General features: G+C 73.5%; 17 protein-coding genes and 1 pseudogene. 10 read left to right on the top strand and 8 right to left on the bottom strand.

The genetic code is table 11. The features are described 5' to 3' along the window. Positions 1–33: 33 nt before the first annotated feature. Together QRT03_RS20745 and QRT03_RS20740 are read left to right on the top strand one after the other, a co-directional pair. Positions 34–1524: a flavin-containing monooxygenase gene (locus QRT03_RS20745; RefSeq protein WP_286054957.1), complete on the top strand. Its 1491-nt coding sequence runs from the start codon at positions 34–36 to the stop codon at positions 1522–1524. After that, positions 1521–2363, top strand: a complete 843-nt coding sequence (locus tag QRT03_RS20740; protein WP_286054956.1) for an NAD(P)-dependent oxidoreductase — start codon at positions 1521–1523, stop codon at positions 2361–2363. The genes QRT03_RS20745 and QRT03_RS20740 overlap by 4 nt, the downstream gene beginning before the upstream one ends. A gap of 1 nt (position 2364) precedes the next feature. Here QRT03_RS20740 and QRT03_RS20735 read toward each other — a convergent pair whose 3' ends face one another. Genes QRT03_RS20735 through QRT03_RS20725 form a run of 3 tightly spaced genes read right to left on the bottom strand, consistent with a single transcriptional unit; the run spans position 2365 to position 4371 of the window. Further along, positions 2365–2520, bottom strand: coding sequence for a hypothetical protein (locus QRT03_RS20735; RefSeq protein ID WP_286054955.1), 156 nt, complete (start codon positions 2518–2520; stop codon positions 2365–2367). A 52-nt stretch (positions 2521–2572) separates the two neighbouring features. Continuing rightward, positions 2573–3565, bottom strand: coding sequence for a GNAT family N-acetyltransferase (locus QRT03_RS20730; RefSeq protein WP_286054954.1), 993 nt, complete (start codon positions 3563–3565; stop codon positions 2573–2575). Beyond that, positions 3565–4371, bottom strand: coding sequence for a class I SAM-dependent methyltransferase (locus QRT03_RS20725; protein ID WP_286054953.1), 807 nt, complete (start codon positions 4369–4371; stop codon positions 3565–3567). Before QRT03_RS20725 ends, QRT03_RS20730 begins: the two co-directional genes overlap by 1 nt. Positions 4372–4632: 261 nt before the next feature. Here QRT03_RS20725 and rpsA point away from each other — a divergent pair, with 261 nt between their 5' ends. Next, the gene (rpsA, locus tag QRT03_RS20720) at positions 4633–6156 is read left to right on the top strand and encodes a 30S ribosomal protein S1 (protein ID WP_286054952.1); all 1524 of its coding nucleotides are present in this window, start codon (positions 4633–4635) and stop codon (positions 6154–6156) included. A gap of 330 nt (positions 6157–6486) precedes the next feature. Beyond that, entirely contained in the window at positions 6487–7494 is a 1008-nt protein-coding gene (coaE, locus tag QRT03_RS20715) for a dephospho-CoA kinase (protein ID WP_286054951.1), read from the top strand. On the opposite strand, the gene QRT03_RS20710 is transcribed toward coaE, so the two are convergent. From QRT03_RS20710 to QRT03_RS20700, 3 genes are all read right to left on the bottom strand, one after another. After that, positions 7495–8007 (bottom strand): ribonuclease FAU-1 family protein, encoded by a 513-nt coding sequence (locus QRT03_RS20710; protein WP_286054950.1) that lies wholly within the window; start codon positions 8005–8007, stop codon positions 7495–7497. A 70-nt stretch (positions 8008–8077) separates the two neighbouring features. Then, positions 8078–8479 (bottom strand): VOC family protein, encoded by a 402-nt coding sequence (locus QRT03_RS20705; protein WP_286054949.1) that lies wholly within the window; start codon positions 8477–8479, stop codon positions 8078–8080. Positions 8480–8509: 30 nt separating this feature from the next. After that, positions 8510–8929 (bottom strand): DUF6069 family protein, encoded by a 420-nt coding sequence (locus QRT03_RS20700; protein ID WP_286054948.1) that lies wholly within the window; start codon positions 8927–8929, stop codon positions 8510–8512. Between the two features lie 110 nt (positions 8930–9039). Here QRT03_RS20700 and QRT03_RS20695 point away from each other — a divergent pair, with 110 nt between their 5' ends. From QRT03_RS20695 to QRT03_RS20675, 5 genes are read left to right on the top strand one after another with little or no spacing between them, the layout of a single operon-like run. After that, entirely contained in the window at positions 9040–9735 is a 696-nt protein-coding gene (locus QRT03_RS20695) for a TetR/AcrR family transcriptional regulator (RefSeq protein WP_286054947.1), read from the top strand. Then, positions 9732–10115, top strand: coding sequence for a nuclear transport factor 2 family protein (locus QRT03_RS20690; RefSeq protein WP_286054946.1), 384 nt, complete (start codon positions 9732–9734; stop codon positions 10113–10115). Before QRT03_RS20695 ends, QRT03_RS20690 begins: the two co-directional genes overlap by 4 nt. Positions 10116–10155: 40 nt before the next feature. Then, positions 10156–11364 carry a DUF5685 family protein gene (locus QRT03_RS20685; protein WP_345783271.1) on the top strand — a complete coding sequence of 403 codons (1209 nt, stop codon included), beginning with the start codon at positions 10156–10158 and terminating at the stop codon, positions 11362–11364. Positions 11365–11409: 45 nt separating this feature from the next. Continuing rightward, a complete protein-coding gene (uvrB, locus tag QRT03_RS20680) occupies positions 11410–13641 on the top strand; it encodes an excinuclease ABC subunit UvrB (protein WP_286054945.1) in 2232 nt (743 codons plus the stop codon). An 8-nt stretch (positions 13642–13649) separates the two neighbouring features. Then, entirely contained in the window at positions 13650–14252 is a 603-nt protein-coding gene (locus tag QRT03_RS20675) for a TetR/AcrR family transcriptional regulator (protein ID WP_286054944.1), read from the top strand. On the opposite strand, the gene QRT03_RS20670 is transcribed toward QRT03_RS20675, so the two are convergent. Continuing rightward, entirely contained in the window at positions 14249–14902 is a 654-nt protein-coding gene (locus QRT03_RS20670; protein WP_286054943.1) for a UdgX family uracil-DNA binding protein, read from the bottom strand. The two genes, QRT03_RS20675 and QRT03_RS20670, sit on opposite strands and share 4 nt — an antisense overlap. 125 nt (positions 14903–15027) lie before the next feature. Beyond that, positions 15028–15504 (bottom strand): GNAT family N-acetyltransferase, encoded by a 477-nt coding sequence (locus QRT03_RS20665; protein ID WP_286054942.1) that lies wholly within the window; start codon positions 15502–15504, stop codon positions 15028–15030. 50 nt (positions 15505–15554) lie between these two features. Between QRT03_RS20665 and QRT03_RS20660 the strand changes: the two are divergent. Continuing rightward, a pseudogene (locus tag QRT03_RS20660) lies at positions 15555–16187 on the top strand (transcriptional regulator); the annotation flags it as partial. Positions 16188–16441: the final 254 nt, after the last annotated feature.

The following is a 16441-nucleotide window of genomic DNA, read 5'->3' as shown; positions in this document are numbered from 1 at the left end:
TACGCCGCGGTACCGCACGCTAGGCTGGTACGCATGAGTACCGCGGCGGGGGCCACCCCGGAGCACCTGGACGTCGTCATCGTCGGCGCGGGCCTGTCCGGGGTCGGCACGGCGTGCCACCTGCGGACCGAGCACCCGCAGCGCTCGTACGCCGTCCTCGAGGCGCGCGACGACCTCGGCGGCACGTGGAGCCTGTTCCGCTACCCGGGCATCCGCTCGGACTCCGACATGCACACGCTCGGGTTCAAGTTCCGCCCCTGGCCGGACTCCGTGGCGCTCGCCGACGGCCCGTCGATCCTGCAGTACGTCCGCGACACCGCGCGGGAGTACGGCGTCGACCGCCACATCCGGTACGGCCGGCGCGTCACCGCCGCCGCGTGGTCGAGTGCCGAGCAGCGCTGGACGCTGACCGTCACCACCCCGGACGGCGAGGAGCACCTGACCTGTTCGTTCCTGCTGTGGTGCTCGGGCTACTACCGGTACGACGAGGGCTACACCCCGGACCTGCCCGGGCTCGAGGACTTCGGCGGCACGGTCGTGCACCCGCAGCTCTGGGACCCGGAGCTGGACTACGCGGGCAAGCGCGTCGTCGTGATCGGCTCCGGGGCCACCGCGGTCACGCTCGTGCCGGCGATGACCCAGGGCGAGGGTCGGGCCGCCCACGTGACCCAGCTGCAGCGCACGCCGAGCTACGTGCTCGCCATCGGCCGCACCGATCCGGTCGCCGAGACGCTGTCGAGGTGGCTGCCCGCCCGCGTTGCCGACCCGATCGTGCGGGCCAAGAACATCGCCCAGCTCATCGCGCTCTACCAGGTCTCGCAGCGGTTCCCGGGCTTCATGCGGGGCGTGCTGCGCAAGCAGGTCGCGGCCCAGCTGCCCGAGGGCTACGAGGTCGACACCCACTTCAACCCGCCGTACGACCCGTGGGACCAGCGCATGTGCATGGTCCCGAACGGCGACCTGTTCAAGGCGATCAAGCGGGGCGACGCGGACATCGTCACCGACCACATCGAGACCTTCACCGAGACCGGGATCCGCCTGCGCTCCGGGCAGGAGCTCGAGGCGGACGTCGTCGTGACGGCCACCGGGCTGAACCTGCAGATGTTCGGCGGCGCGAGCCTGACGGTCGACGACGAGCCGGTGAAGCTGCCCGAGACGATGGCCTACAAGGGCATGATGCTCTCCGGCGTCCCGAACCTGGTCTTCATGATCGGCTACACGAACGCCTCGTGGACGCTCAAGGTGGACCTCGTCGCCGAGTACTTCTGCCGTCTCGTGCGGTGGATGGACCGGCACGGGAAGGCCGTCGCGGTCCCGGAGCGCGACCCCGCCGTCGAGGAGCGCCCGCTGCTCGACTTCGACGCGGGCTACGTGCAGCGCTCGATCCACGAACTGCCCCGGGGCGGCGACCGCAAGCCGTGGACCCTCGCGATGAACTACGCGATCGACGCGGTCACCCTGCGCCGCGGCAGCGTCGAGGAGGGCATGCGCTTCGAGCCCGCCCGGTCCACCGTGGGCGTGTGACCACACTCGGCGTCCACGCGCCCGGAGCCATGGGCATCGCCCTCGCCCGCTGCCTGCGGGCGGGCGGCCACGAGGTCGCGACGACGGCGGCCGGGCGCTCCCCGGCCACGGCGCGGCGGCTCGCCGAGGCCGGCCTGGACGACGCCGGGTCGCTGGACGCGGTGGTGCGGGCCGACATCGTGATCAGCGTCGTCCCGCCTGGCCGGGCCCGGGAGGCCGCGGCGGAGATCGGCAGCGCCTGCACCCGCTCCGGCGCGCGCCCGCTCGTCCTCGAGGCGAACGCGGTGTCGCCGGAGACGGTCACCGCGATCGCGGCCGACCTGCCGACCGACCTCGTCGACGCCGCGATCTCCGGCCCACCACCCGCGCCGGACGCCGATCGACCGACCCGGGTGTTCCTGTCGGGTCCTCGCGCGGGCGAGGTCGCCGCGCTCGCCGTCCCCGGCGTGGAATGGGTGGCCCTCGGGGCGGACACCGGCGCGGCGAGCGCCACCAAGATGTGCACCGCGTCGGTGCGCAAGGGGTTCACCGGGCTGCTCGCGCAGGCCCTCGTCACTGCGGAGCACCACGGGGTGCTCGACGCGGTCGTCGCCGACCTGCGCCTCGACTTCCCGACGGCGGGTGTCGGCCCGGCCGCCGCCGCGGCGACCAAGGCGTGGCGCTTCGTCGAGGAGATGAGCGCGATCGCCGACACGCAGGCCGGTGCCGGGCTCAGCCGTGAGCTGTTCGACGCCTTCGCGCAGGTCTACGCCGACCTCGCGACCAGCGCCTACGGCGACCTCCGCCCGGAGGATCTCCCGGCCACACCCGACGTCGGGAACCTGCGGCCGCGGCGGTGAGTCACGCCTGCGGGCCGTGCAGCGGGCAGAGCGGGTCGACGAACGCGTCGTCGGCGTTGAACAGCACCGAGCAGCGGCACCCGAAGCGCACGGCGTCCGGCGCGCCGGGCCCCATCGCCGGGTCCACCGCGGCGGCCTTCCTCGCGAGCTCGTCCATGCCCTGCACAACGAGTCGTGTCACGATCCGGTAACGCCGATCGGGTGACGGGTCACACCGAGCGCAGGCCTCCGGCGGGGCGAACCTCCCACAGCGTCCACAACGGTCGGTAACCGGCGCGCGGCCAGAAGACCGAGGACAGCGGGTTCGGCGGGTTGTAGTAGAGGTAGGTGCCGCGGGTCGGGAGGTCCGACCGCGGTGCGTCCAGCTCCGCGAGCGCCGTGGCCACGAGCCGGTGCCCGACCCCGCCGCCGCGCTCGGAGGAGGTCACCGAGGCGCAGTTGACGTACCCCCACGCTCCCTCGGGCAGCAGGCCCGCCAGCCACGTCCCGGGCACCGCCTCGGCCCGGCCGCACTCCATCATCCCGACCGGCCGGCCCCGCCGGAGGGCGATCCACGTCGGCTCGCCCCGACCCAGGCGATCGCGCATGACGGTGCGCTTTACCGCCTCGGCGTCGGCGCGGACGACCGATCCGCCGACCTGGCTGGAGTAGGCCAGCTCCTCCATCGCGAGCCGCACGCAGATCTCCAGGTCGTCGCCGCTCGCGCGACGGACCTCGACGTCCGGGTCCGGCGGCGGCGCGACGACCTCCCCGGGCGGGCGCACCGCGAGGACGGCGAGGGGGACCAGGCCGTGGTCGAGGAAGACCCGGGTGGCCACCACGTCGCGGCTGGGCCAGGTGACGGTGGCTGCCGAGTCCGGTTCGCGCAGCACCGCGGGCAGCATCCGGGTGCGCCACGCCTCGAGCAGGGCGTGCAGCGGCGCGTGTCCCGCGGCGCCGACCACCGGGTGCAGTTCCGAGACCTGGGCCGCCGACCACAGCAGCGGGCCGCTGCCCGCCGGCCAGCTGTGGTGGGTGATCACCCCGGCGACCCGCTGGGGCGGCGTCCCGACGACGACGATGTCACCGGGCGGGGGTGCCGGCGCCTCGGGGAGGCGGGGGTCCAGGGCGGCGAACCGCTGTCGCTGGACCGCGAGGAGGTCGGCGAGGACCTGCGCCGGGGTCTCCGGGGCGGGCGGTGCGGCGTGCCGGGGACGGGCCATCAGCCCGGCCACCGGCAGCGGAAGATCGCCGTCCCGGGGAAGAGCGCCCCGCGCAGCGGCGACCACTGGCCCCACACCTCGGTGAGCCCGGCGGGCCACTCCGGCTCGACGATCCCCTCGAGCACGAAGCCGGCCCCGACCACCTCGGCGACCCGGTCGCCGATCGTGCGGTGGTGCTCGACGTAGCTCGCCCGGCCGTCGGGGTCGAACTCCGCGTACCCGACGCGGTCGAAGTAGGAGTGCGCGACGGTGAGGCCGTCCTCGCCCGGGTCGTCGGGGAAGATCCAGCGCAGCGGGTGGTTCACCGCGAACACCCACCGCCCTCCGGGCCGCAGCACCCGGGCGACCTCGCGCATCAGGGCTGCGGTGTCCGCCACGAACGGCACGGCCCCGAAGGCCGAGCAGGCGATGTCGAACCCACTGTCGGACCCGCCGTCGGGAAAGGGCAGGTGGGAGGCGTCCGCCTGGACCAGCGGGACGGGCACACCGGAGCGGGCCGAGGCGGCCCGCGCCTCGCGCAGCATGCCGGCGGACAGGTCGATCCCGACCGCATCCGCGCCGCGGTCGCGGAGCCACCGCGCGCACGAGGCCGCGCCGCAGCCCACCTCGAGGACGCGCGCGCCGGCCAGCTCGTCCGCCGGGCCCAGCAGCCCCGCGTCGGCCTCCCGGAGCCGCTCCGGGCACCAGACGAAGTCGACGTCGCCGAGGAAGGCCCCGTGCTCGCTCTGGTAGGCCGGTGCCTCGGCGTCCCACCAGGAGCGGGAGGCGGCGACGGACGCCGCATCACCCACGGCTCCGGCGCTCATGGGCGGCATCCTGACACGCCCACACGTCGCGCCCGACACGCCGGGCCGGGGCGAGGTCTGACCCGTTTGCCGGGCACGAGATCGAGTGGATACGATGGTGTTCCACGTCAGTGGTCTCGCCTGCGTCCGGTCGGCTCCGGTGGGCAGCGATCCCCTTCGGTCCCCGCGGGTGCCGATCAGCGCGTCAGGACGACGTCCGCCCTCGTGGAAGAGCACACGTCCACCCGACCGAGACCTGCCCATCCCGGAGCCGTCCACCGTATGTCCATCGACACCCACACCGCCCCGAGCACGTCCAGCCCCCAGGTGGCTGTGAACGACATCGGGTCGGAAGAGGACTTCCTCGCTGCCATCGACGAGACGATCAAGTACTTCAACGATGGTGACATCGTCGAGGGAACCATCGTCAAGGTCGACCGCGACGAGGTCCTTCTCGACATCGGCTACAAGACCGAGGGCGTCATCCCCTCGCGCGAGCTGTCGATCAAGCACGATGTCGACCCCAATGAAGTCGTCGCCGTCGGCGACGAGGTCGAAGCCCTCGTCCTCCAGAAGGAGGACAAGGAGGGCCGGCTGATCCTGTCCAAGAAGCGCGCCCAGTACGAGCGCGCCTGGGGCACGATCGAGCAGCTCAAGGACAACGACGAGCCGGTCAAGGGCACCGTCATCGAGGTCGTCAAGGGTGGTCTCATCCTCGACATCGGCCTCCGCGGCTTCCTCCCCGCGTCGCTGGTCGAGATGCGCCGCGTCCGCGATCTCCAGCCCTACGTCGGCAAGGAGATCGAGGCCAAGATCATCGAGCTGGACAAGAACCGCAACAACGTGGTCCTGTCCCGCCGCGCGTGGCTGGAGCAGACCCAGTCCGCGGTGCGCAGCGAGTTCCTCAACCAGCTCGCGAAGGGCCAGATCCGCAAGGGTCAGGTCTCCTCGATCGTCAACTTCGGTGCGTTCGTCGACCTCGGCGGGGTCGACGGCCTCGTCCACGTCTCCGAGCTGTCCTGGAAGCACATCGACCACCCCTCCGAGGTCGTCGAGGTCGGCCAGGAGGTCACGGTCGAGGTCCTCGACGTCGACCTGGACCGCGAGCGGGTCTCGCTGTCGCTCAAGGCGACGCAGGAGGACCCCTGGCGCCAGTTCGCCCGGACCCACCAGATCGGCCAGATCGTGCCCGGCAAGGTCACGAAGCTGGTGCCGTTCGGTGCGTTCGTGCGCGTCGACGAGGGCATCGAGGGCCTGGTCCACATCTCCGAGCTGGCCGAGCGCCACGTCGAGGTGCCGGAGCAGGTCGTCCAGGTCGGCAACGACGTCATGGTCAAGGTCATCGACATCGACCTCGACCGTCGCCGCATCTCGCTCTCGCTGAAGCAGGCGAACGAGGGCATGACGACCGAGACCGAGTTCGACCCGGCGCTGTACGGCATGGGCGCCGAGTACGACGACGCCGGCAACTACATCTACCCGGAGGGCTTCGACCCCGACTCCGGGGAGTGGCGCGAGGGCTTCGAGTCCCAGCGCGAGGAGTGGGAGCGCCAGTACCAGGCGGCGTACGCCCGCTACCAGCAGCACATCGCGCAGCTGCAGCGCACCGCGGAGCAGGAGGCGGAGGCCGCCGAGGCGGCCCCGGCCAACTACTCCTCGGGCGGCCCCGGCGACGAGGCCGACGAGTCGGCCGAGCCCCGCGACGACGACGACCCGGGCCAGGGCCCGCCGTCGCAGTCCGGTGCCGGTTCGCTCGCCAGCGACGCCCAGCTCGCCGCGCTGCGGGAGAAGCTCTCGGGCAACTGATCCCGCGGGTGCCGTTCGACGGGCCCTCACCCCTCCCGGGGTGGGGGCCCGTCGTCGTTCCCGGGTTGCTTCCCGGCGTCACTTCGGTATCTTCCGTCCCGCCAGTCACACCAGACACACGCCTCCTGGGGGTCGGAATGTTCTCGTGGCGTCGCCGTCCGGCTCGGCACCGTCTCGGGTCGTCGGGGCTGACGTGGGCCCGGGAGCACGTCGGCGTGGCGGCCGCCCTCGCGGTCCCCGCCATCGCCCGCCGCGGGCTGTTCGAGACCTTCTTCGCGACGGCGAGGCACACGGCTCTCGCGTGATCACGCCATCGGGCAGACTGCGCGCGTGCTGCGCGTGGGACTGACCGGAGGCATCGGGGCGGGCAAGTCGACGGTGGCCGCGGAGCTGGCGTCCCTCGGCGCGGTGGTCGTGGACTCCGACAAGATCGCCCGCGAGGTCGTCGAGCCGGGCACCGAGGGCCTCGCGGCCGTCGTCGAGGCGTTCGGGGACGACGTGCTCGACGGCGAGGGGCGCCTGGACCGGCCCGCGCTCGGCCGGATCGTGTTCGCCGACGACGAGGCCCGGGGCCGGCTGAACGGCATCCTGCACCCGCGGATCGGGGCGCGGACCGGCGAGCTGGTCGCCGCGGCGCCGACCGACGCGGTGCTGGTGCACGACGTGCCGCTGCTGGTGGAGAACGGCATGGGCGCGGCGTTCGCACTCGTCGTCGTCGTGGACGCGCCCGAGGACGTGCGGGTGGAGCGCCTCGGCCGGACCCGCGACATGGCCGAGGACGACGCGCGCTCCCGCATCCGGGCGCAGGCCACGACCGAGGCGCGGCGCGCGGCGGCGGACGTGTGGATCGACAACGTCGGGTCGCAGGACGAGGTGCGCGCCGGGGTGCGGTCGTTGTGGCACGACCGCCTCGTACCCTTCGAGGCGGCGGTCCGGGCGGGCTCGACGACGCCGTGGCCCGACGAGGTCGTCGACCCCGACCCCACCTGGCCCGACCAGGCCCGGCGCCTCGCCGCCCGGCTCACCCTCGCCGGCGGCGCCGGGGTGGACCGGGTGGAGCACGTCGGCCCGACCGCGGTGCCGGGCCTGCCCGCACCCGACGTCGTGGACCTCCTCGTCCTGACGACCGACGGTGCGGCCGGGGTGCGGGAGGCCCTGGCCGGCGTCGGGTTCCCGTCGCTCGAGGACGGACGCCTCGCGGGCGCGGACCCGACGCGGCCGGTGCGCGTCGTCCTCGACGAGCCGGATCTCCTCGCCGCCCGGGACGCCGCCCGCGCCGACCCGGACCGGATCGCCCGCGAGCCCGCGGCGGTGCGCTCGGACGTCGCCCCGGCCTGATCAGGTCCAGGGCCAGTCGAGCGCGATCCCGCGGGTGGCGAGCCAGGCGTCGAGGTCGTGGCCGTGCTCGGCGATGCCGGCGTGGGTGACGGTGGCGGTCGTGAGAGCGCGTTCGGCGGGTGCGGTCCCGAGCAGGCCCGCGGCGACCGCCTCCACGTACTCGTCGACGTCGAGGAGCTCGGTCCGGTCGCCGGTGTGGACCACGAGGTCGAGGTAGTGGTCCGTCGTCGTCCAGGTGGAGCCGTCGCGGGTCACGTCGGCGATGTCGACGTAGTAGTCCTGCAGCCGCTCGAACCCGGGCTTGAAGGTGAAGTCGGTGACGCGGATGCCGAGGTCGGGCAGCAGCCAGGACCGCATGTGGGTCAGCGACGGGTGGTCCGGCATCGGGCGGGCGAGGTAGAGCCCGAACGGTTCGGTCCGGTAGAGGTCGACGGTCCGCACGAAGCCCTTCGGGTCGGTGTTGGTGCCCTCGTCCACGGCGAACGTCTCGACCTTCGGGGGGTGCAGCGCCACGGCCCGCGACCCTAACGAGCGGCGCCGCCCCGGACGAGGACGTCCGGGGCGGCGCGTTCGGTGGGGCGGCTCAGCCGGTGACCGCGGACGGGTCCATCCAGACGACCTCCCAGACGTGGCCGTCCGGGTCGGCGAAGCTCGCGCCGTACATGAAGCCGTGGTCCTGGTTGGGCTTCCACTCGCTGCCGCCGTGCTCGAGGGCCGTGGCCTTCATCCGGTCGACCTCGTCGCGGCTGTCGGCCGAGAGGGCGAGCAGGACCTCGGTGGTCTTGCGGGCGTCCGCGATCTCGCCCTCGACGAAGTCCGCGAAGCGGGTCGGCGTCATGACCATCGCGAAGATGTTCTCCTCGATGACGACGCACGCGGTGTTCTCGTCGCTGAACTGCTCGTTGATCGAGCAGCCGAGGGCGGTGAAGAACGTCCGGGAGGCGGTGACGTCGTCGACGGGCAGGTTGACGAAGATGCTGCGCACGGTGTGCTCCTTCTGGGGGAGTGGACGGGGTCAGAGGCGGCGGAACGCCGGGATCAGGACGCCGACCGCGGTGTGGACCGCGACGAGGGCGATGCGGGTGCCGGTGGTGGCCTCGACGAGGAAGACCGGGACGTAGGACGCGACGAGGACGACCACCGCGAGGACGGTCCAGATCGCGGTGCCGCGGCGCGTGAGGCGTTCGAGCAGCGCGAGCGTCGCCCACCCGGCCAGGGTGAGCACGAGCGTCACCTGGGTGACGACGACGAGGTCGATGCGCACGCTGCCCATCGCATCGGTGATGACGTAGTCCGCGCCGGCCAGGGCGCCGACGGCCCAGGTGGCGAGCGTGACGAGGAGGGTCACGACGATGCCGAGCCCCCGCCGCACCCGGCGCGAGGGACCCGTGCGGGCCGTGGCGACGGGCGGGACCTGGGACGTGGTGAGCGACATGGCGTCCTCCTCGGGCGAAAACTGTCTCCGGCGGATACTGTGTCCGTCGGACACTGTGTACGGTAGACACAGTTTGGCGCGCCGGGCAAGACGTTTCGGACAGGAGGGTGATGACGAGCGGTCAGGTGCTCTGGGAGGACGAGGCGGTCCCGGTGCGGGGTCCCCGTCGGGCGTTGTCGCGCGACGAGATCGCCGCCGCGGCGATCGCCGTCGCGGACCGCGACGGGCTCGAGGGCCTCTCGATGCAGCGCGTCTCGGCGGAGGTGGGGCTGACCAAGATGGCCCTCTACCGGTACGTGGCGGGCAAGGAGGAGCTCGAGGCGCTCATGGTCGACGTCGCGGTCGAGGAGCCGCCCGCCCCCGGCGAGCTGACCGGCACGTGGCGGGAGCAGGCCGAGGAGTTCACCCGGCGCGTCGATGTCGTCTGGACGCGGCACCCGTGGATCCCGTGGGCCACCATCGGCGAGCGGATGATGGGCCCGCGCGAGGTGGGCTGGGTCGAGGCCGCCGTCCGGATCTTCGAGCCGCTGATGCTGACCGCGCAGGAGCGCATGGACGCGGTCTCGATGCTGTTCGGGCACCTGCGCAGCACCCACGCGGCCGCCTCGGGCGGCACCCGCCCGTGGACCGCCGACCCCGAGGGCGGATCCACGATGCGCGACCTCGTCGCGCGGCACGGCGACCGGTTCCCCGCGTTGAGCGCCGTGATGTCCGACCAACGGCCCGGCTCCGGCGCGCGGTACGCCTTCGGTCTGCGCTGCCTGCTCGACGGTCTCGAGGCCGCCTCCGCCCGGGGCGAGCGGTGAGCGCGCCGGCCGTGCTGCGGCGCTACCTCGCGGCGCTCGACGCCGGGTCGGTGCCGGACGTGCTCGCGTGTTTCACCGCCGACGGCGAGGTCGTCTCGCCGCTGTACGGGACGCGGTCCGCGGCCGAGTTCTACCCGGCGCTGTTCGCAGACTCCGCCCCGTCGCGCACGGAGCTCGACCGGGTCTACACCGACCCCGACGACCCCCGGGAGGTCGCGCTGGCGTTCCACTACGCGTGGACGCTGGCCGACGGCACGCCGACGCCCTTCGACGTCGTCGACCTCGTGACGCTCACCGACGACCGACAGCGGATCGTCCGGCTGCGCATCTGCTACGACACCGCGCCCCTGCGAAGCTCCTGGCAACGGGTGTCGTCGTAGCCCGAACGGCCGCTGGTGCTCACGCTCCGCCACCTCGATCATGTCCGACGTGTTCGGCTTCCTCCGTCCGTGCCGCCACCACCTGGGGCCGGAGCTGCACGCGCGCTGGAGCGCCCACCTCTGCGGTCTGTGCCTGACGCTGCGCGACGAGGCCGGCCAGCTCGCCCGGGTGACCACGCACGTCGACGCCCTCGTGGTCTCGGTCCTGACCGAGGCACAGGGCGTCGGCGGCGGGCGGGAGGCCGGGCCGTGCCCGCTGCGCGGGATGCGGTCCGCGGCCGTCGTCACGGGGGACGGGGCGCGGCTCGCCGCGTCGACGGCACTCCTGCTGGCCGCGGACCGGGTCGCCGACCACGTCGACGACCGGGACGGCCCCTTCGCGTCGCGGCCGGCCGCCGCGGTCGGTGACCGGGTGGCCACACGCTGGGCGCGGGCCGGGTCGGCGACCGCCGCCGGGATCGGGTTCGACCCGGCCGCACTGCTGGCCGTGCCCGCCCGCCAGCGGGAGGTCGAGGGCGGCGTCGCGACGCTGGACCGGGTCACCGTGCCGACCGAACGGGCCGTGGGCGCGGCGCTCGCGCACACCGCGGTGCTGGCGGGTCGCCCGGAGAACGCGGAGCCGCTCGACGAGGCGGGCCGCCTCCTGGGGCGGCTCGCGCACCTGCTTGACGCCGTGACCGACCGGTCCGCCGACGCCGCCTCCGGTCGGTGGAACCCGCTGGAGGCGACCGGGACGTCGACGGCGGATGCTCTGGAGCGCTGCCGGGAGACGGTGGCGGGGATCGGGGCGGCGCTGCGCCGGGTGACCCTCGACCCGGGCCCGGCGCGGCGGTTGGCCCACCAGCTGCTGGTCCACGAGTCCGGCCGGGCGGTGGCGCGGGCCGAGGGGGACCTGCGGGGGAGCGGCCCGGAGCCGCCGCTCGCGCCGTGGGACCCGTCGCGGCCCCCGGACGAGCCGGACGAGCCGGACGAGCCCGACGAGGAGGTCCCGGACGAGCCGGGCCACACGGGCCCGCGTCGGCTCGGGCCGGAGCGCGGGCTGCTCGCCGGCTGCGCCGCTGCCGCCGGGCTGTGCTGCACCGGGCAGCTGTGCTGCTCGGAGGAGTTCGCCGATCCGTGGACCGGTCAGCCGCGGCAGGGTCGGTGCGCCGACTGCATCGACTGCACGAGCTGTTCCTGCGACTGCTGCGACTGCTGTTCGTCGTGCGGCGACGGGGACTGCTGCTGCTCCTGCGACTGCGGGTCCTGAGCTGCGGGAATCGAGACTGTCGGGGGGTCGGGTTAGCCTCGTGCCATGGCGTTCGCGACCGAGGTCCCCGGTGCCGCTCGGGATGCTCACGAGCAGGAGCAGGGCTCCCTGCTGGACAACCCCGAGGGCCTTCCCGACGATGCCCTGGCCGAGTCGGAGTTCCGGCCGATCGGGGAGATCGAGCGCACCGGCGTGCCGTTCGAGGTCGTCAGCCCGTACCAGCCGGCGGGCGACCAGCCGGCCGCGATCGACGAGCTCGAGCGCCGGGTCCGGGCGGGGGAGCACGACATCGTGCTGCTCGGCGCCACCGGTACCGGCAAGTCGGCCACCACGGCGTGGCTGATCGAGCGCGTCCAGCGGCCCACGCTGGTCATGGCGCCGAACAAGACCCTCGCCGCGCAGCTGGCCAACGAGCTGCGGGAGCTCCTCCCGAACAACTCGGTCGAGTACTTCGTCTCGTACTACGACTACTACCAGCCCGAGGCGTACATCGCGCAGACCGACACCTACATCGAGAAGGACTCCTCGATCAACGAGGACGTCGAGCGGCTGCGGCACTCGGCCACGTCGAACCTGCTGCTGCGCCGGGACACCGTGGTGGTCGCGTCGGTGTCGTGCATCTACGGCCTGGGCACGCCGCAGTCCTACCTCGACCGGTCGGTGAAGCTCGAGGTCGGCGAGGAGATCGACCGGGACACCCTGCTCCGGGCCCTGGTCGACGTGCAGTACACGCGCAACGACATGGCCTTCGCCCGCGGCACGTTCCGGGTCCGCGGCGACACCGTGGAGATCATCCCGGCGTACGAGGAGCTCGCGATCCGCATCGAGTTCTTCGGCGACGAGATCGAGTCGCTGTACTACCTCAACCCGCTCACGGGCGACGTCGTGAACCAGGTGCAGGACGTCCGGATCTTCCCGGCGACGCACTACGTGGCCGGCCCGGAGCGCATGGAGAAGGCCATCAAGGCGATCGAGCAGGAGCTCGAGGAGCGCCTCGCCGAGCTGGAGAACCAGGGCAAGCTGCTCGAGGCCCAGCGGCTGCGCATGCGCACGAGCTACGACATCGAGATGATGCGCCAGGTCGGCTTCTGCTCCGGCATCGAGAACTACTCGCGGCACATCGACGGCCGCGGCCCCGGGACGGCCCCGGCGACGCTGATCGACTACTTCCCGAACGACTTCCTGCTGGTCATCGACGAGTCGCACGTGACGGTGCCGCAGATCGGCGGGATGTACGAGGGCGACATGTCGCGCAAGCGCAACCTCGTCGAGTACGGCTTCCGCCTCCCGAGTGCCACGGACAACCGGCCGCTGACGTGGGAGGAGTTCGCCGACCGGATCGGTCAGACGGTGTACCTGTCGGCCACCCCGGGCGACTACGAGATGCGCCAGGCCGCCGGCGAGTTCGTCGAGCAGGTCATCCGGCCCACGGGCCTGGTCGACCCCGAGGTGATCGTCAAGCCGACGAAGGGCCAGATCGACGACCTGGTCGGCGAGATCCGCGCGCGGGTCGACAAGGACGAGCGCACCCTGGTCACCACGCTGACCAAGAAGATGGCGGAGGACCTCACCGACTACCTGCTCGAGCTGGGGATCAAGGTCCGCTACCTGCACTCCGAGGTCGACACCCTGCGCCGCGTCGAGCTGCTGCGCCAGCTGCGGGCGGGGGAGTACGACGTCCTGGTCGGCATCAACCTGCTCCGCGAGGGCCTCGACCTGCCCGAGGTGTCGCTGGTCGCGATCCTCGACGCGGACAAGGAGGGCTTCCTGCGCAGCGAACGGTCGCTGATCCAGACGATCGGCCGTGCGGCCCGCAACGTGTCCGGCCAGGTGCACATGTACGCCGACACGATCACCGAGTCGATGCAGTACGCGATCGACGAGACCGCGCGGCGACGCGAGAAGCAGATCGCCTACAACACCGAGCGCGGGGTCGACCCGCAGCCGCTGCGCAAGAACATCGCCGACATCCTCGACCGCGTCTACCGCGAGGCCGAGGACACCGAGGTGGAGATCGGCGGCTCCGGGCGCAACGCCTCGCGGGGGCGCCGCGCCGCGGGTGAGGCCGGCGGGACCCGGGGCCACTCGGGCGTCGTGGAGCACCGCAACACCGAGGGCATGGCCCGCGCCGAGCTGGCCGACCTGATCCAGCAGCTCACCGACCAGATGATGGCGGCGGCGCGCGACCTGCAGTTCGAGCTCGCCGGGCGCCTCCGCGACGAGATCGCCGACCTCAAGAAGGAGATGCGGGGGATGGACGCGGCCGGGGTCAAGTAGCGCCACCGATGCGGCGGGAACCGAGCCAGGAACGCTCCCGGGCCACCGTCGACCGGATCCTGGGCGCGGCGCGGACGGTGCTGGCCGAGCGCGGGTACGACGGCGCCGGCACCAACCGGATCGCCGCGGCGGCCGGGGTGGGGCCCGGCACCGTCTACCAGTACTTCGAGGACAAGGACGCGATCCTCGACCGCGTGCTGGAGCAGGTCTCGGAGGATCTCGAGGCCCGCATCCTGCGGGCCTTCCTCGGGACGCTGCACCACGAGCACGACACCGTGCGCGCCAACGTGGAGATGCTGCTGGACGCGCTCACCGCGGAACCGGGCCTCGTCCGCGCGCTGGCGGAGCACGCCCCGCGGACGCTCGGGTCGCGGCGCAGGGGGTTCGCGCAGCGGGTGGACCAGCTGGTCGCGGGGACGCTCCTGGCCCAGCACCGGGACGAGAGCGCCCGGGTGGAGACCGTCGCGTGGATGCTCGTGCGCGTGGCGGAGCACGTGACGATCAGCTGGGTGCTCGAGGCGCCGGACGTGCCGCGCGAGACCCTCGTCGAGGAACTGTCGGCGATGATCGGCGGGTACCTGGCGCGCCTCGGTGTCCCGGCGGCGGACTAACCGAGCAGCTCGGCGGCCACGCGCAGGTCGGCGACGAATCCGGCGCGCATCTCGTCGGCGTCCTGCCCGCGGCCCGGGTCGGCACGCAGGATCGCCGAGGGGTGGATCGTCGGGACGAGCGTGGTGCCCTCCCACTCCCGCGGCTGCCCGCGCTCGGCGGTGATCCGGAAGGACGAGCCGAGCAGGGCCTTGCCGGACGTCGCGCCGAGGGTGACCACGACGTGCGGGCGGACCAGCGCCAGTTCGCCGTCCAGCCACGGGCGGCAGGCCCGCACGTGCCCGACCTTCGGCGTCTGGTGGATGCGGCGGTTCCCCTGCCGGCGGAACGAGAAGTGCTTGACGGCGTTCGTGACGTACGCGTCCTCGCGGGCGATGCCGGACTCGACCAGGGCCTCGTCGAACAGCCGACCCGCGGGCCCGACGAACGGCGCGAGCTGCCGGTCCTCCTGGTCCCCGGGCTGCTCGCCGACGAACATCATCCGCGCGGTCGCGGGGCCGGTGCCGAACACCGTGCCGGTGGTCCCCTCGTACAGCTCGCACGCGGTGCAGGCGGAAGCCCGCTCGCGCAGGTCGTCCAGCGTGGGCGCCTCGGACACGGCGACGGCGGGGGAGGGCGACCCCTCCTCGGTGGGGAACAGCGGCTCGGTCACCGGCCGGGGGTGCCCACCGGCGGCCCGGGGAACCCGCCGTCCTCGCCGCGAGAGGTACACCAGGCACGCCGGGAGGCCGCGCCGGGTGCCTGGTGTACCTCTCGAGGACGCCCGGGCCCGCGGCGTCAGTCCAACCGCCGGGCCATGATCAACGACGAGCGCAGTGTCCCGTCGGCGCGGCGGTAGTGCCGGTCGCGCAGGCCCTCGACGACGAACCCGGTCGCCGCGTACAGGCCGATGGCCCGCCCGTTGTCCGGCCACACCTCGAGGTCCACCTTGTGCGCGTCCGTCGTCCCGGCCCACGCCAGGCCGGCATCGACCAGTGCCCGGCCCCCACCCCGACCCCGGGCGGACGCCACGAGCGCCATCGCGAGGCCGAGCACGCCCGGGGTGCGGGGGTACAGCGTCAGGAACCCGACGACGGCGGGGGTCGCGAGCACCCACGCGGCGGCGCCCTCGCCCCCGATCAGCTCCCGGTAGCCGCGGGCCCGGGCCGCGACGTCGACCGGCGGCTGCGCCCCGAGCGTCCCCTCCGGCGCGACGGCCTCGACCACCGCGGCCATGGCCTCCGCGTCGTCCGCCCGCGCCGGTCGCACCACCATGGCCGGAAGCATGCCCTGCGAGTGCTGCCGGGAACGGTCGCCGCGCGGTTATGCTGCCGGTCACAGGGGCCCGCGGCGCGTCCCCTGGTCCGGAGGTGCACGTGGTGGACGACGGGGTCTGCGCGGTGACGCGGAGTACCGATCTCCGTCAGCACGCGCGGTGGCTGCACCAGGCCCACGACGCGCGCCTGTCCGGCGGACGGCCGACGGCCGAGGTCCGGCGGGTGGTCGCGCGGTCCTGGGACCGGATGCTGGCGCTCGGTGTCACCCCCGAGGTCCGCTCGCTGCCGGACCCGGCCGCCCCCGAGGTCGTCGAGCGGCGCCGCGCCGAGTCCCCGATCGCGGGCGTCATGCCCCAGCTGCGCGCGAGCCTCACCGCGGTGGCCGAGGACGCCGAGCACATCATGGTCATCACCGCCGCCGACGGGTTCGTCCTGTGGCGAGAGGGTTCGGCGCGGGTCGGGCGGCTGGCCGAGGGCCTCGGGTTCTCCCCGGGCGCCGACTGGACCGAGGAGTCCGTCGGCACCAACGCCATCGGCACCGCGCTGGCCGAGCACGCGTCGGTCCAGTTGTTCTCCGCGGAGCACTTCGCCCGCGCCCAGCACCCGTGGACGTGCACCGCGAGCCCGATCCACGACCCGCGGACGGGGGAACTGCTCGGCGTCGTCGACCTCTCGGGCCCGGCACCGACGGTGCACCCGACCACGGTCGCCCTGGTCCACACCGCGGTCCGCCTCGCCGAGTCCGGCCTCTGGGCCCAGCACGAGCAGCGCCTGGACTCGCTGCGCGCCGTGGCCGCCCCGCTGCTCGCGCGCCGCAGCGGGCCCGCGCTCGTGGTCGACGACCACGGCTGGGTCGCGGATCCGCGCGCGGGTCGACAAGGACGAGCGCACCCTGGTCACCACGCTGACCAAGAAGATGGCGGAGGACCTCACCG

This window comes from Actinomycetospora termitidis (genome assembly GCF_030286555.1).
Lineage (GTDB): Bacteria > Actinomycetota > Actinomycetes > Mycobacteriales > Pseudonocardiaceae > Actinomycetospora > Actinomycetospora termitidis.
This window is presented reverse-complemented; position numbering and strand designations above follow the sequence as displayed.